Raw genomic sequence first — 15,630 nt, forward strand, 5'->3', positions numbered from 1 at the left:
TCTAATTTAGCATCATGCTAAGCGAGAGTCAAGAACGAATTTAATATTTTTTTGAAATAGTATTTTTGCGACGCTTTTTAGTATAAAGGCATACACATTTAGAAGTCAACACTTAAATTTTGATATACTTATTTCAGAGCGATACATTATTCATTTTCATCATACAATCAACTAATAAGGCTTATTCGAGAAAGGAGAACTATTAGATGAGAAACAACGAAATGACCGATTTCATCATTAAGAAATATCAAGAAGATGAACAAATTATGATTCAACTATTCGTTCAGTGGGCAAAAAACAATCAACTTAATTCTCAAGAATTATACAAACAGGCATATCCTCATCAAGCAAAAAATAAAGCACTCCAAGATGTTCTCGATTCTGTAGAACCAATAGATTTAGAAATAGATACTGCAACACTTATACATTTGCTACAGCTTTTTGGAAATGACGATTTAGCATACGTTGTCAGTAACAAAGCAGAAGAGATGGATCTTTCCAATTAACGATACACGATCGAACGTGGATGACATTCTATCTTCAATCAAGTTGCATTGCAATTCCGAATCACCAAATTCTCCTAAACAAAAAATCGAGCAACCGAAGAAAACATTCTGTTTGTTCGTTAGAAGAACAGAACGTTTTCTTGTTGCTCATTAACCCTTCATTTCTGTCGAGTTAGCCAATCGTATTTATACTCCACTATTAGTCTATGCGCTTAGTTCCCAATTTATAATACCGGTGGAAGATGGATTCACTTTTTGTTTGAACTTTTTCAATATCAATATATCCTCTTTCCACTAAAAATTCGATAAACACTTCTAAGTTAACGGAGTAATTTTTTAATTCTTCTTGTTCATGTAAGTCTTGGATCGTCCAATACTCTTTCGACTGAATCACATCGAGTATATGCGCTGCTCCATCCTTCGTTCTTGAGTGAATAAAAAATTCGCTTGCTAAAAATAATAATTCAAGACGCTTATCAATTGCTTCTTCACTTGTTAAAAGTTCATCGTAAAGTTTATAGATGGCGGGTTCAATTTGTTTCACTTGTGCCCAAACAGTTACTTCTGGATGCAATCCATTTTCAAACACAGCTAATCTCGCCAAGTGATGAAGCGATTCCACAATGTGATGATACGCATCCATGAACTGTTTGTTTTCAAACAGTACTTTTCCTTCTAAGTAACGTCGTATCAATTTTGCAAACTCAATTCCCATTTTCATTTTCCGGCCATAGAATGGAAAATCTTTTAATTCTGTTTTTAACTCTTGAACAAATTCATTACGATCGAAAACGATTCGGCCGTTTAATATCCATTCGACTACCTTCCGATTCGTTCCAAGTAGTAGCCATTTACGCAATTGCTTTTCGGTAATTAAATGCATCGCAGCTTTTTGTGTACCGAATGTATAATGTTTGGTGAATACTGGAACGTCCGCTTCTTTTATTAAAATAAATAGAATGGTGTCAAAGTTGTCAGTGCTCGGACTCACTTCTTGCATTTTTTCCACAATGATGACACCTAGTGTGTTTGGTTGGCTCGCTCGTTCTTGATAAATTGGTCTCAATAAATGTTCCACTCGTTGCAGTCTCCTCTCGAGATCTGGATACGTACTTTTTTCGACATATATTTTAAGATTCCTTCCTATTTTCGAAGAACTTATTTATGGTATAGTAAAAATGCTTAAGGAGGTATTAACGTATGAAACCTTATAAAAATAAGATTAACCGAATTCGTTCGTTTGCATTAGCTTTAATCTTCATAGGATTTGTCATTATGTATCTTGGCATCTTTTTCCGTTCAAATCAACTTGTGATGTTAATCTTTATGTTGCTTGGTGTTGTGGCAATTATTGCAAGTACTGCCGTTTACGCGTGGATTGGTTTATTATCCACTAAAGCTGTTCAAGTCGTTTGTCCTAATTGCGGGAAGTATACCAAAGTGTTAGGTCGAGTTGACATGTGTATGTATTGTCGCGAACCGCTTACACTTGATCCGAATTTAGAAGGTAAAGAATTCGATGAAGATTATAATCGAAAAGCTTCGATGGAAAAGAAATAATCAGCACGCATACGCCTATTTTCTACGTTCAATAGTAGAGAATAGGCTTTTTTGTTCCCTCTATCCAGAAAAGCAATACACAGCGAGATGAGATCTACCCCTCTAATTCTTCCAATAAAGTAGTCGTTCCTCATCGTCTTCTTATCCTAGCTTCCATAGAGTCCTTAGCTAGAGGAGTGTTTCATTCCCAAAAGAAAAACCATGAACAAATTCGCTCATGGTTGAATAGATGTCGGTATCTTATTGAACGTTTGTGGCTTGTTCTTGACAAGTCGGGCATGTGCCGTAAATTTCCATGCGATGCGTATTGACTTTGAAGCCTGTAACATGACTTGCTAGATGTTCCACTTCGTCTAAACCAGGATAATGGAAGTCGACGATTTTGCCACACGAATCACAAATAATGTGATAGTGATCGTTTGTAACAAAGTCAAAACGACTAGAAGAATCTCCATAAGTTAGTTCTTTTACAAGTCCCGCTTCTCGGAATACACGCAAATTGTTGTAAACGGTAGCGACACTCATATTGGGAAAACGGCTTTCTAGCGCTTTATATATATCATCAGCTGTAGGATGGATCATGGACTGAATGAGAAACTCAAGAATCGCATGACGTTGAGGAGTAATTCTCACTCCCGTGGATTTTAACGAATCCAACGCGTCTCGTAAATGCACTTCTGTCATAAGTCCTCACCTCATTTCAGTAAAATTCTTTCTTAATAATCATTATAATTAGTATAAGAAAGAATTGCGCATCATGTCAACAAATTGACCGCCTAAAGGCTTATTCGCCTGCGTGCAATCCTTTTTCTTTTTGACCGAGTTGTATATTGACATATCTTCCCACTACAAATAGATAGTCCGATAATCGGTTTAAATAAGCAATAACAGATGGAGATACATGCTCACCGACTTCTAATGAAGCGCGTTCTGCCCGTCTAACAATGGTTCGTGCGACGTGAAGGGCTGCACCTCCTGGATGTCCACCAGGTAGAATAAAGTTTGTCAGAGAAGGAAGTGTTTCGTCCCATTGATCAATCGCTTGTTCAAGTGCTTCAATAGATGATTCTTCGAGTTTCCATTTCACTTCTTTACCAGCTGGAGTTGCAAGTTCCGCACCTACGTGAAAAAGAGTGGTTTGAATTTGATGAAACTCATCCATTAAGGTGTCTTTGCCATCAAAAAACTCACTTTGCAAATGACTTACCGCTAAACCAATCATGGAATTTGCTTCATCACACGTCCCATAAGCATTCACTAACGGATCGTTTTTCGCTACTCGGCTACCGTAAATAAGAGAAGTTGTTCCTTTATCACCTGTTTTTGTATAAATTTTCATGATTAATACCCCTTTTCCAGTTGAATTTGATTCCTAAAATCTGTCTCTCCTGCTAGCCATTTTTTCAAGTTGTACTCGAAAATTTCCATCGCACGAGGGATGTAATTTTTAGAGTGGCTAGAAACGTGTGGCGAGACAATGACTTGCTCCATCTCCCAAAATGGATGGTTACTCGGAAGTGGTTCTTCCTCGTACACATCTAATATGGCAAGTGCTAGTTCCTTGTCTTGTATGGCTTGCAAAAGTACATTTTCTGCAACGACGTCTCCCCGGCCAAAATTCATAAAAATAGCAGAGTCTTTCATTGCTAAAAAATGCTCCTGTGTGAATAAATGATGTGTTTTCTCGGTACTAGGTAGGAGGGACAACACAATATCCGCCTTTGGCAATACTTCTGAAAGTTTGCTCATCGGCACTGTTTCATCCATATTCTCTACGGAATCGCCACTCGTGTTGACGCCGATTGTCTGCACGCCAAATGCTTTTAACACCCCACCAACAGCGGATCCAATTGCTCCAGGACCTAAAATGACGATCGTCGCGCCAGCAAGTTCTGTTTGCGGAACTTTTCTGCTCCATTCTTTTTCTGCTTGTTGACGATAAATTTGTCGCAGGTTACGTTTTACAGCTAGAATGTGCGCTAATATCGATTCACTCATGGGAATTTGGTGGATTCCTTTTGCGTTTGTGACGAGAATCCCTCGCTCACTCAGTTCCGCAAGCGGCATTTTTTCTAACCCCGCGGAAGCTACACTGACCCATTTCAACTTGGAGGCTTTCGCGATTATGTCCGCATCTAAATCTTCTCCATATGTAACGAGGATTTCCGTCTGATGAATGATGTCATCCTCTACGGATCCGATGTGAAATTGTATTTCGGGATACGCTTCCTCCCATTTCGTTTGATACTTAGAACTAATTGGAAACGACACTAATGCGATCACGTGAAAACTCCCCCTTCTTCTCTCATCGTACCCGATTGTCCCCATTATTTTCAATTTCTTTGGCAATGAAACACAACATTGTCTATTATAGATAGAAGAAAACGCTACTTGGAGGTACATCATGATTCATTCACAATCAGAAAAATTACACGCAGAAGCTCTTGAACATATAGTTGGTGGAGTAAACAGTCCGTCTCGATCGTATAAAGCAGTAGGTGGAGGATCGCCAGTTGTCATGGAACGTGCTCAAGGTGCTTACTTTTGGGACGTTGATGGCAATAAATACATCGATTATTTAGCTGCATATGGTCCAATTATTACAGGGCATGCACATCCTCATATTACAAAAGCAATTACGAAAGCCGCAGAAACAGGAGTACTTTATGGAACACCTACCCCTCACGAAGTGACTTTTGCAAAGATGTTAAAGGAAGCAATTCCATCTCTGGATAAAGTACGCTTTGTCAATTCAGGAACAGAAGCTGTTATGACGACCATTCGGGTAGCTCGTGCTTACACGGGAAGAACAAAGGTCATGAAATTTGCAGGATGTTATCACGGACATTCTGATTTGGTGCTAGTCGCTGCAGGCTCTGGTCCAGCAACACTAGGAACACCGGATTCTGCAGGTGTTCCAAAATCCATTGCAGAAGAAGTAATCACAGTTCCGTTTAATAACCCGGAAGCATTTCGTGAGGCAGTGGAAAAATGGGGCGCAGAACTTGCATGTATCTTAATCGAACCGATTGTCGGGAACTTTGGCATTGTAGAGCCAAATGAAGGATTTTTAGCATTAGTACATGAATTGGCAACAGAATATGGATTCTTAACAATATACGATGAAGTAATTACGGCATTTCGATTCCATTACGGTGCCGCTTCCACGTTACTTGGTTTTACACCAGACTTAACAGCAATGGGGAAAATTATAGGTGGTGGATTACCTATTGGAGCGTATGGTGGTAAAAAAGAAATTATGAATACCGTCGCACCACTTGGACCAGCGTATCAAGCGGGAACAATGGCAGGCAATCCAGCGTCCATTCTTTCCGGTATTGCTTGTTTAGAAGTATTAGCGGAAAAAGACGTTTACAATGAATTGGATCGTTTAGGTAGGATGCTAGAAGAAGGAATAGTAGCTGCTGCGAATAAATATGGAATAACCATAACCACTAATCGCTTAAAAGGAGCTTTAACGATTTACTTTACAGATGTAAAGGTAGAAAATTACGAGCAAGCAGAAGCCAGTAACGGGGAATTGTTTGCGACATTTTTCCGTTTGATGTTAGAACAAGGAATCAATCTAGCTCCTTCTAAATACGAAGCATGGTTTATCACAACTGCACACACGGAGGAAGATATAAAGCAGTCTATACAAGCAGTAGAACACGCTTTCGAAGCAATGTCCGTGTAAGAAAGGAATTTTATCATTTATGAAATTAGGAGCAAGAATTCTTAAAACAGGAGTAGCGATTGTTTTTGCATTATTTCTAGCTGATTTGTTGCATTTGCCTTCTCCTGTTTTTGCAGGAATTGCTGCAATCTTTGCGTTACAACCATCTATCTATCGTTCCTATTTAACGATTATTGAACAAATTCAGTCCAACTTAATCGGGGCGATAGTAGCGGTCCTGTTCGCGACAATTTTTGGGCATAACTACGTTGCAATAGGATTAGCAGCCGTTATTACGATCGCGATTATGTTGAAACTCAAGTTAGAAAAATCCGTGTCTCTAGCACTCGTTACGATTATTGCGATCATGGAAATACAAGGTGATAACTTCCAAGAATTTTCATTGCTACGATTTGCAACCATCGTCGTAGGTGTACTGGCAGCTTTTTTGGTGAATTTAATTTTCATGCCGCCGAAATATGAAACGCGATTGTATCAAACGATTCAACTCACCCAAGATGAACTAATTCGTTGGACAAGACTCGCCGCGCGACAAGCATCCGATCATCAAGCAACGAAACAAACGTTGGAGCTGATTCGGGATAAACTCGTCAAGCTTGATCAAATTTATTTATTTTATAAAGAAGAGCGTAACTATTTAACACGTGAAAAACGTTCGAAAGCTCGAAAATTAGTCGTGTATCGTCAAATGATTGCTGTTACGAATAAATCCTGGGATTTGCTCAAGAGATTTCATTTACATGAAAACGAATTAAGTCATTTACCCCCCGATTTTCGAGAAATGCTACAATCGCGAGTGGATGGCCTGTTAGCGTATAACGAACAGCTTTTGCTTAAATACACTGGGAAGTTAAAACCTGAACATACCGGTGTAACTAGCGAGAGCAGTCGTTTAAACAAACAAGAAGTAATGGACTTTTTCGCGAAAAAGTTGACCGAAAAAAGCTCAGAAGATTCTCTTGGTTCATACCACCTCTTGCACCTAATTTCTTCGATACTCGATTACGAAGAACAACTCGAACATCTAGATACACTCATTGTTTCTCACCAGAATTACCATGGAGAGGAAATTCAGTTAAAACTAGAAGATACATTTTAATAGAAACACTCTTTTTTACTCACCGAAGTAGAGGGAGTGTTTTTAAGTTTGAGATCCTTCTTTCGTACTTTTCCTCTTAAGTTTTCACAATTTTAATAGAAGAAACAAGAAATTAGTGGATTTTCAGAAATATGGTTATTTCGTTGAATCAATTGAACTAGTAAATGTGCGGTAATTTAAAATTTGGTGCGATAATGTCGAATTTGGTGCGAATTAAAATTACCGATTTACTAGTGTAATCACAAAAACATCCTCCGACAAAGGTCATTCCAGATGTCGGAGGATGTTTTATTAGCTTTTCATTTTTGGATCAAGTGCATCACGCAAGCCATCACCCATTAAGTTAAATCCTAATACGGTCAGCATGATTGCTAATCCTGGGAAGATCATAGTCCATGGTGCGTTGATTAGATATTGTCTAGCATCTGCCAGCATTTTCCCCCACTCAGGTGTAGGCGCTTGTGCTCCAAGTCCTAGGAAGCCGAGTGCTGCAGCTTCAATAATTGCAGTGGCAATTGCTAATGTTCCCTGAACAATGACGGGTGCCATCGAGTTCGGGAGGATATGTGAGAATAAAATCCGGAAGTCTTTCATTCCAATTGCTTTTGCAGAAGTAATGTATTCTTCTTCTTTAATACTCAATACTTTGGATCGAATAAGTCGACCGAAGTTAGGAATATTGATAATGGCAATCGCGATTAATGCATTTTGAAGAGAAGGTCCTAATACTGATACAACTGCAATCGCAAGTAGAATACTTGGAAAAGCAAGCATGATATCAAAAATACGAGAGATAATGGCATCTACCCAGCGACCATAGTACCCTGCAATGATACCGAGTGTACTTCCTACGATAACGGATCCAATAACAGAAAAGAAACCAACCCATAATGATATACGAGCTCCATGAATAATTCGGGAAAGAATATCTCGACCGAAATCATCCGTTCCTAGCCAATGTTCCGCTGATGGAGCTTGTAAGCGTATGCTCATATTTTGTTCGTTAATCCCTTGTGGTGCAATCCACGGTGCGAAAATGGCAAGTAAGATAAAGAAGATGACGATTCCAGCTCCAACAAGAGCTACTTTGCTTTTTTTGAAGCTTCGCCAAGCTTCCCTCCATGGTCCTGCTTCGCGTTCTTTTTTTACTGCAACGTTTGCTTTTGGCGCTAATTCAGACATAGACGGGAGCCTCCTTCTTAATCATATTTAATACGTGGATCAATTAAGCTGTAAAGTAAATCAATAAGCAAGTTAATCATTACGAAGATAAATGCGACGACTAAAATACCAGATTGAATAACTGGGTAGTCTCGGAAGTTAATTGCCTCATAAATATAACGACCGATACCTGGCCATCCGAAAATGGTTTCCGTTAAAATCGCACCACCAAGTAATAATCCCATTTGTAATCCAATGACGGTTAACACTGGGATAATGGCATTTTTCAACGCGTGTTTGTAGACAACCCAAAACATTTTTTGTCCTTTTGCCCGTGCTGTACGAACGTAATCAGAACGCATCACTTCTAACATACTTGAACGTGTCATACGAGCAATGATTGCCATCGGAATCGTAGCAAGTGCAATTCCAGGTAATACTAAATGTTTCAACACAGTACCTAACTGGTCAAGCCTACCAGTCATAAAGATGTCGATCACATAAAGTCCCGTGACGGCTTGAACGGGATCTCGAACTTCTTCTCGACCTGTAGTTGGTAAAATATCTAATTGAATTCCAAATACCCATTGCAGCATGAGACCTAGCCAGAAGATCGGCATGGAAACGCCGACAAGCGCTAGAATCATCGCCGTGTAATCAAACCAAGAATTTTGGAACCAAGCAGAAATAATACCGGCATTCACCCCAATAATAACTGCGATAATAATGGCGAATAAGGAAAGCTCTAATGTAGCAGATAAATACTGCCAAATTTCATCCTGCACTGGAACTTTTGTCCGGAGAGACTCCCCTAAATCCCCTGTGAATAATCCCTTTAAATAATCAAAATATTGAACATACCAAGGATTATCTAATCCGAGCTTTGCTCGTAATGATTCGATCGCTTCTTTCGTCGCCTGCTGCCCCAAAATTACTTGTGCAGGATCTCCAGGTATCGCCCGAATGATCATGAAAACGACAAATGTCATGCCCAGCAAAACTGGGATTAATTGTAAGAGTCTTCTTCCAATATAGTGAAGCATCGTCTTCACCTCTCCATCTAATGCAGTATTGTGTAGCGAAAATCATATAAACAGGGGAGAAATCACGATGACTTCTCCCCTTTTGTTGTAACTTATTCGAAGTCTACTGTTTCCAATTTATCTGAACCAGTTGGATGTGGTAAGAAACCAGTAATGTCCGCACGGCCAGCTAACAATGGTGTTGAGTGTGCAATTGGTACCCATGGTGCATCGTCAAAAATGATTTCTTGAGCTTGCATATATAGGTCATTACGTGCATCTTCATCAACAGTAGATTGCGCTTCAATCAGGATGTCGTGTAATTCGTCGTTGCTATAGTATGAATAGTTATTGCTTCCAATGTTGTCTTTGTCTAACAGAACGTAAATGAAGTTATCAGCATCTCCATTATCACCAGTCCATCCTAGTAAGAATGCATCTGCTTCTCCGTTACGTGCTTTTTCTAAATACGTAGCCCACTCGTATGAAACGATGTTTGCTTTGATTCCAACATCAGCTAAGTTCTTTTGCATTGCTTCCGCTACTTTTTGACCATCAGGCATATAAGGACGTGGAACAGGCATAGCCCATAGATCCATTTCAAAGCCATCAGGGAAGCCAGCTTCTGCTAACAATTCTTTTGCTTTTGCTGGATCGTAATCGTATCCAGGAATATCGTCATTGTATCCACCGATTACTGGAGGCATAGGGTTTTTCGCAACTTCTGCACGGCCTTCGAAGAATGCATCCACAATCGCCTGCTTATCAATTGCATGGTTAATCGCTTGACGTACTAATTTGTTGTCAAACGGAGGTCGTGTGCTTGTTAAACCAAGGTACCCTACGTTCATAGAAGGACGTTCAAACAATTGTAACTCGTCATTACTTTCAACAGTTGCTCCATCAGCAGGGTTTACACCATCTGCTAAATCAATTTCACCAGTAGTTAAAGCGTTTAAACGAGCAGAGTTATCTGGAATAGAACGGAAGATAACTTTGTCTAACTTCGGAAGGCCATCTTGCCAGTAGTCTTCGTTTTTCTCGATTGTAATAGAGTCATTACGTTTCCATTCTACGAACTTAAATGGTCCAGTACCAACTGGATTGTCACCAAACGCTTCCCCTTTTTCTTCAACTGCAGCCGGGCTAGCAATTGCGAATGGGCTCATTGCAATATTTTTTAAGAATGGTGCTTGTGGACGTTTCAGTTTGAAAACAACTTTGTAATCGCCATCAGCAGTTACTGAATCAATTACGTGGCCTTCATCCCCTTTGTATCCACCAAACATAGAAGAATAATAGTAGAAATCTTCCCCAGAACCATTTGCCCAACGATCGAAGTTGAATACAACTGCATCCGCGTTGAAGTCTGTTCCATCATGGAATTTGATTCCTTCGTTTAACGTAAACGTGTATGTTAAACCATCATCTGACGCTTCCCATTCTTTTGCAAGACCAGGATGAATTTCTGTATCTTGGTCGCCAAAGTTTACAAGCGTTTCAAAAACGTTTTTTGTTACTTTAAAAGATTCTCCATCTGTTACTGTTGCCGGATCTAGAGATACCGAATCTCCACCGCGACCGAATACTAAAATCTTCGGTTTAGAGCTATCTCCACCATTATCTCCATTTGCATTATCGTCATCACCAGATGAACATGCAGCTAAGATGGTAGAAAGGGTTAAAACTAGAAGTACAGCTAAAGACCATAATTTCTTTTTACTCAATTTGACCCCTCCATATTGTGTATTTATCATTGTTGCATCTCCCCATTATATAAATGGCATGCAACAGAATGACCGGATTCAACTTCTTCCAATTTTGGAACCACTTGCGTGCACACATCCATTTTGAAAGGACAACGTGTGTGGAATGTGCATCCACTTGGTGGATTGGAAGGACTTGGGATATCTCCCTTAATAATAATTTGCTCTCTCGTAAAGTTCGGGTCAGGAACCGGAACTGCAGAAAGTAGCGCTTTGGTGTATGGATGCAAAGGTTTGTCATATAGACCTTCGCTTGATGCAAGTTCCACCATTTTCCCTAAATACATTACGCCTACACGATCGCTAATATGTCGAACGACACCAAGATCATGAGCAATAAAGATGTATGTTAACTTCAAGTCTTTCTGCAAGTCTTGCATTAAATTAAGAACTTGCGACTGAATGGAAACATCGAGTGCAGACACTGGTTCATCCGCTATTATCAATTTCGGATTTGTCATCAAAGCGCGTGCAATTCCTATTCGTTGACGTTGCCCACCACTAAATTGGTGTGGATAACGCTTCGCATGATAGCTACTCAATCCTACTATTTCTAATAACTCATATACTTTTTTCTTCCGTTCTTTCGCATCACCTATACCATGAACAATCAACGGTTCTTCTAATATTTTCCCGATTGTATGACGAGGATTTAAGGAAGCGTAAGGATCTTGAAAGACCATTTGAATTTCTCGACGAGCTTTACGCATCTCTTCTTTTGATGCTTCGGTTAAAACTCTGCCGTTAAATGTCACTTTACCTTCTGTAGGATCAAGTAGACGCATGAGCATTCGACCCGTAGTCGACTTACCACAGCCAGATTCTCCAACAATCCCAAGTGTTTCTCCCTCATAAACTTCGAAGGAAACATCGTCAACGGCCTTCACGTGACCTGCTTCTCTTGCTAATAAACCTTTTTTAATTGGGAAATACTTTTTTAATCCTTCAACTTTCAACAGTGGCTCTGTCATCTACGTGCACCTCCTCGTTTTCATATAAGAAGCACCGTGTTTGGTGCACCGGAGATGTTTGATACAAGTCAGGATTTTCTGTTAGACACTTATCAAACGCAAACTCACAGCGTGCTGCAAATCGACATCCTTGTTTAATCGACCCTGGTCTCGGAACATTTCCTGGTATCGAATATAGACGTTGTTTTTTGTAGCGCATATCAGGAACAGATTGCAGCAATCCTTTTGTATAAGGATGTTGCGGGTCTTTGAAAATAATATCTACTGGACCTTGCTCAACAATTTGCCCTGCATACATCACGATGACGCGCTCGCACGTTTCAGCCACAACACCTAAATCATGGGTAATTAATAATACGGCTGTATTTAAGCGTTCATTTAAATCTTTCATTAACTGTAAAATTTGCGCTTGAATCGTTACATCTAGAGCGGTTGTCGGCTCATCTGCGATTAACACTTTCGGGTCACATACGAGTGACATCGCGATCATAACACGCTGTCTCATTCCACCCGAAAGTTGATGAGGATATTCTTTCATTAGTTCTGAAGCTCTTGGAAGCCCAACTAAAGTCATCATTTCTACTGCTCGATTTCTCGCCTGTGCTTTCGACCAATCTTTTTTATGTAACAAAATCGCTTCCATCAGTTGATTACCAATGGTAAAAAGTGGGTTTAAAGAAGTCATCGGTTCTTGGAATATCATCGCGACTTCGTTTCCTCGTACAGATCGCATTTCTTTTTCATTTAATTTCAATAAATCTCTATTTCCGTATAAGATTTCACCACTTGTAATTTTCCCAGGAGGGCTTTGAACCAGACCCATAATAGAAAGAGAGGTGACACTTTTCCCACACCCTGATTCGCCTACAATACCTAAGACTTCTCCTTCATGAATCGAGAAATCAATATGATCTACCGCCGGAATTACCCCGTCATCTGTGAAAAAGGATGTCTGCAGATCCTTTACTTGAAGAATTGCTTTTCGCTCGCTCATGCTGTTCCCCCTTTTACACAGTTTATTAATATCAGAATATTTTATATGTTCTTTATTATACAAATAGAAATTATTTTTGCAATAGTTAATTTGTTATCTGTTAGAACTTTTGACCTACTTGAAAATAAAGGAAAAACCCTTCAACTATTGAAGGGTTTCAGGTGTGGCTGGTTTATCTAGTTGTTGTACTTGGAATAAATTGAAGTACGTTCCTTTGGCTTGCATCAGTTCATCATGCGTTCCTTGCTCTTTTAACTCACCATGATCAATGACGAAAATCTGGTCAGCATGCGTAATCGTGGATAGACGATGCGCAACAATTATCGTTGTTCTATCTGAAACTAATCGCTCCAGAGAATCTTGGATAAGCGCTTCACTTTCTAAGTCTAGAGCGGATGTCGCTTCATCTAAAACTAAGATCGGCGGATTTTTTAAAAACACACGTGCAATTGCCACACGCTGCTTTTGACCACCGGATAATTTCACTCCGCGTTCGCCGACTTTCGTATCGTATCCTTGCGGAAGTGTTTCAATGAAGTCATGAGCGTTAGCTGCTTTTGCAGCTGCTACTACTTCCTCAAAAGTTGCCTCGGGTTTCCCCATTTTAATATTCGACAGGACAGAATCGCTAAACAAAATATTATCTTGTAGTACGATACCAATTTGATCTCGTAATGATTTCACTTGAAGACTTTTCACATCATGGTCATCAATTCGAATGGCACCTTTTTGTGCGTCATAAAATCGTGGGATTAAGCTAACGATGGTTGATTTCCCGCCGCCACTCATTCCGACAAAAGCAGCAGTCTGACCCGGTTTTACTTCAAACGACATGTCCTTTAACACTAAATCGTTCTCATCTTCATAATAAAAAAACACGTGATCAAACGTTAACTTACCATCTGCGGTTTTCAACTGACGGGCATTACTTGCATCTTGAATATCATACGACTCATCCATTAATTCAAAAACGCGGTCCATAGATGCATATGCTTGCGTTAATGTTGTAGAAGAATTCACGAGGCGTCGAAGAGGGTTATACAATCGTTCAATATATGCAATGAATGCCACCATCGTACCGACCGTTAAATTTCCTTCAATAACTTGATATCCGGCATAGCCAATAACAAGTAACGGTGCCACTTCTGTAATTGTATTCACGACTGCAAATGCCTTCGCATTCCATTTTGTATGATCAATTGCTTTATCTAAAAACTCTCCATTTGCCTCATCAAAGAGGCCTTGTTCATGCTTTTCTAATCCAAAGCTTTTAATCACGCTCATGCCTTGTACTCGTTCATGCAAGTAACTTTGTACACCTGCAAGTGCTTGTGAGCGTTTTTTCGTTAAATCTCGTAATCTACCAAAGAAATATTTCACGCTAAATGCGTAAAACGGGAAAGCAAGTAACGTCACAATCGTCAGCGGAATATCCATCGTTAACATGATTCCTACTGCGATGATAATGGTAGCAAGGTCTAACCATAAGTTCATTAACGCAATCATTACAAAGTTTTTCGTTTGCTCTACGTCATTAATTACACGAGAAATTACTTCACCTGCGCGTGTATTAGAATAATAGCGCATCGATAATTTTTGAAGATGACCATATAAATTTTGACGGATATCAAATAATATCTTGTTACTGACTAGTTGTGCATAATATTGACGATAGTACTCGATTGGTGGTCGCAAAAAGAAAAATACAAGCGCCGTTCCACCTAACCAGTAAAATAACTGTCTCATTTTTTCGGCATCTGTTAACGCTGGCGCACCGATAATATCGTCAATAACTACTTTAATCAGGATAGGGATAAAAAGCGGAATAGCAAATTTTACGATCCCAATAACAATCGTAAACGCAATTTGCCATTTGTACGGTTTTACAAATTCCATATATCGTTTCGTTGCACTCATTCTTTCACCTCTTCCAAATGAAAAACCTGTTGAATGTCAACAGGCATCATTCTTCATTCATTTTCAATTGTTTGTGGAAAGCATAACGACTTGTCCAAACATCAATAAAGTCTTGTGCAAAAGGACCCTTACGCTGTTTCACCCAGCTAATTAGCTTTTCAATATTACGATATAATATCGCTTCAAGCACATCCGGATAATTCATTTGCCTCTTGTGCTCTTGAAATTCATCTTCATCTAGAATGGCATAGGACATGTCTGGAAAAACTTTCACGTCTAAATCATAATCGATGTATTTTAACGATTGGTTATCATAGATGAATGGTGAACTAATATTGCAATAATAGTAAACGCCGTCTTCACGTAACATGCAAATAATATTAAACCAATGCTCTGCATGAAAATAACAAATGGATGGTTCCCTTGTAATCCAAGTTCTACCGTCTGATTCCGTTACTAACGTTCGCTCATTTGCTCCAATCACAATATTTTTTGTCCCTTTTAACACCATAGTTTCTTGCCAGACTCGGTGGATGTTTCCGTCGTGTTTATAGCTGTGGATCTGAATGCTTTCCCCTTCCGTTGGTACCGACATAATTTTGCCCACCTTTTCGCAAAAAACGCGCACGTATATATTTGGTATGTGTCATATTATAACAACTTCGTATGTAAAACAGTAGCAAAAAAAATGAGCAAAGGCAAAAGCCTCTGCTCATTTGGAGATTAACACCCTTATTTGGAACCGTTTGTAGAACGATTTGTCGCCTGACGCTTCGCAGCTTCTGATTGACGATTTTGTTGTTTTACTTGACGAATGTCCGTTTCCGTCCCAAATTCTGCTCGTTTGTTGGGTTGGTTGTTCGGATTTTTTTCCATGGATGAATCACCTCCGTGCTAAATAGAATGTGCAGGAAGGAAGAAATCATACATAAAAAAA

General features: G+C 39.5%; 16 protein-coding genes. 4 read left to right on the top strand and 12 right to left on the bottom strand.

Features of this window, described 5'->3' with window-relative positions; translation table 11 throughout:
• Nucleotides 1–206 precede the first annotated feature (206 nt).
• Entirely contained in the window at nucleotides 207–506 is a 300-nt protein-coding gene (locus tag D3873_RS10250) for a protein YxiS (protein ID WP_119883931.1), read from the top strand.
• A gap of 199 nt (nucleotides 507–705) precedes the next feature.
• On the opposite strand, the gene D3873_RS10255 is transcribed toward D3873_RS10250, so the two are convergent.
• Nucleotides 706–1,584: a nucleotidyltransferase-like protein gene (locus D3873_RS10255; protein ID WP_119883932.1), complete on the bottom strand. Its 879-nt coding sequence runs from the start codon at nucleotides 1,582–1,584 to the stop codon at nucleotides 706–708.
• Nucleotides 1,585–1,706: 122 nt separating this feature from the next.
• Between D3873_RS10255 and D3873_RS10260 the strand changes: the two genes are divergently transcribed.
• Entirely contained in the window at nucleotides 1,707–2,066 is a 360-nt protein-coding gene (locus D3873_RS10260; RefSeq protein ID WP_119883933.1) for a YgzB family protein, read from the top strand.
• Between the two features lie 240 nt (nucleotides 2,067–2,306).
• Here D3873_RS10260 and perR read toward each other — a convergent pair whose 3' ends face one another.
• From perR to D3873_RS10275, 3 genes are all read right to left on the bottom strand, one after another.
• Nucleotides 2,307–2,750, bottom strand: a complete 444-nt coding sequence (gene perR / locus D3873_RS10265; RefSeq protein WP_119883934.1) for a peroxide-responsive transcriptional repressor PerR — start codon at nucleotides 2,748–2,750, stop codon at nucleotides 2,307–2,309.
• A gap of 100 nt (nucleotides 2,751–2,850) precedes the next feature.
• Nucleotides 2,851–3,405, bottom strand: coding sequence for a cob(I)yrinic acid a,c-diamide adenosyltransferase (locus tag D3873_RS10270; protein WP_119883935.1), 555 nt, complete (start codon nucleotides 3,403–3,405; stop codon nucleotides 2,851–2,853).
• Between the two features lie 2 nt (nucleotides 3,406–3,407).
• Nucleotides 3,408–4,349, bottom strand: a complete 942-nt coding sequence (locus D3873_RS10275) for a D-2-hydroxyacid dehydrogenase (RefSeq protein WP_238473767.1) — start codon at nucleotides 4,347–4,349, stop codon at nucleotides 3,408–3,410.
• Nucleotides 4,350–4,470: 121 nt separating this feature from the next.
• On the opposite strand from D3873_RS10275, the gene D3873_RS10280 reads away from it, so the two are divergent.
• Nucleotides 4,471–5,763 carry a glutamate-1-semialdehyde 2,1-aminomutase gene (locus D3873_RS10280; RefSeq protein ID WP_119883937.1) on the top strand — a complete coding sequence of 431 codons (1,293 nt, stop codon included), beginning with the start codon at nucleotides 4,471–4,473 and terminating at the stop codon, nucleotides 5,761–5,763.
• 19 nt (nucleotides 5,764–5,782) lie between these two features.
• Complete coding sequence (locus D3873_RS10285) at nucleotides 5,783–6,862, top strand: aromatic acid exporter family protein (protein WP_119883938.1); 1,080 nt, start codon at nucleotides 5,783–5,785, stop codon at nucleotides 6,860–6,862.
• Between the two features lie 291 nt (nucleotides 6,863–7,153).
• Here D3873_RS10285 and nikC read toward each other — a convergent pair whose 3' ends face one another.
• From nikC to D3873_RS10325, 8 genes are all read right to left on the bottom strand, one after another.
• Nucleotides 7,154–8,044, bottom strand: coding sequence for a nickel transporter permease (gene nikC / locus D3873_RS10290; protein WP_119883939.1), 891 nt, complete (start codon nucleotides 8,042–8,044; stop codon nucleotides 7,154–7,156).
• Nucleotides 8,045–8,061: 17 nt separating this feature from the next.
• Nucleotides 8,062–9,066, bottom strand: coding sequence for an ABC transporter permease (locus tag D3873_RS10295; protein ID WP_119883940.1), 1,005 nt, complete (start codon nucleotides 9,064–9,066; stop codon nucleotides 8,062–8,064).
• Nucleotides 9,067–9,158: 92 nt separating this feature from the next.
• Nucleotides 9,159–10,772 (bottom strand): ABC transporter substrate-binding protein, encoded by a 1,614-nt coding sequence (locus D3873_RS10300; protein ID WP_119884529.1) that lies wholly within the window; start codon nucleotides 10,770–10,772, stop codon nucleotides 9,159–9,161.
• 26 nt (nucleotides 10,773–10,798) lie between these two features.
• Nucleotides 10,799–11,782 (bottom strand): ABC transporter ATP-binding protein, encoded by a 984-nt coding sequence (locus tag D3873_RS10305; RefSeq protein ID WP_119883941.1) that lies wholly within the window; start codon nucleotides 11,780–11,782, stop codon nucleotides 10,799–10,801.
• The gene (locus D3873_RS10310) at nucleotides 11,757–12,776 is read right to left on the bottom strand and encodes an ABC transporter ATP-binding protein (protein WP_119883942.1); all 1,020 of its coding nucleotides are present in this window, start codon (nucleotides 12,774–12,776) and stop codon (nucleotides 11,757–11,759) included. Before D3873_RS10310 ends, D3873_RS10305 begins: the two co-directional genes overlap by 26 nt.
• A 144-nt stretch (nucleotides 12,777–12,920) precedes the next feature.
• Nucleotides 12,921–14,693 (bottom strand): ABC transporter ATP-binding protein, encoded by a 1,773-nt coding sequence (locus D3873_RS10315; protein ID WP_119883943.1) that lies wholly within the window; start codon nucleotides 14,691–14,693, stop codon nucleotides 12,921–12,923.
• Between the two features lie 46 nt (nucleotides 14,694–14,739).
• Nucleotides 14,740–15,288 carry a nucleoside tri-diphosphate phosphatase gene (gene ntdP / locus D3873_RS10320; protein ID WP_119883944.1) on the bottom strand — a complete coding sequence of 183 codons (549 nt, stop codon included), beginning with the start codon at nucleotides 15,286–15,288 and terminating at the stop codon, nucleotides 14,740–14,742.
• 137 nt (nucleotides 15,289–15,425) lie between these two features.
• Entirely contained in the window at nucleotides 15,426–15,569 is a 144-nt protein-coding gene (locus D3873_RS10325) for a gamma-type small acid-soluble spore protein (RefSeq protein ID WP_119883945.1), read from the bottom strand.
• Nucleotides 15,570–15,630: the final 61 nt, after the last annotated feature.

Origin of the sequence: Paenisporosarcina cavernae (assembly GCF_003595195.1) — a bacterium.
Lineage (GTDB): Bacteria > Bacillota > Bacilli > Bacillales_A > Planococcaceae > Paenisporosarcina > Paenisporosarcina cavernae.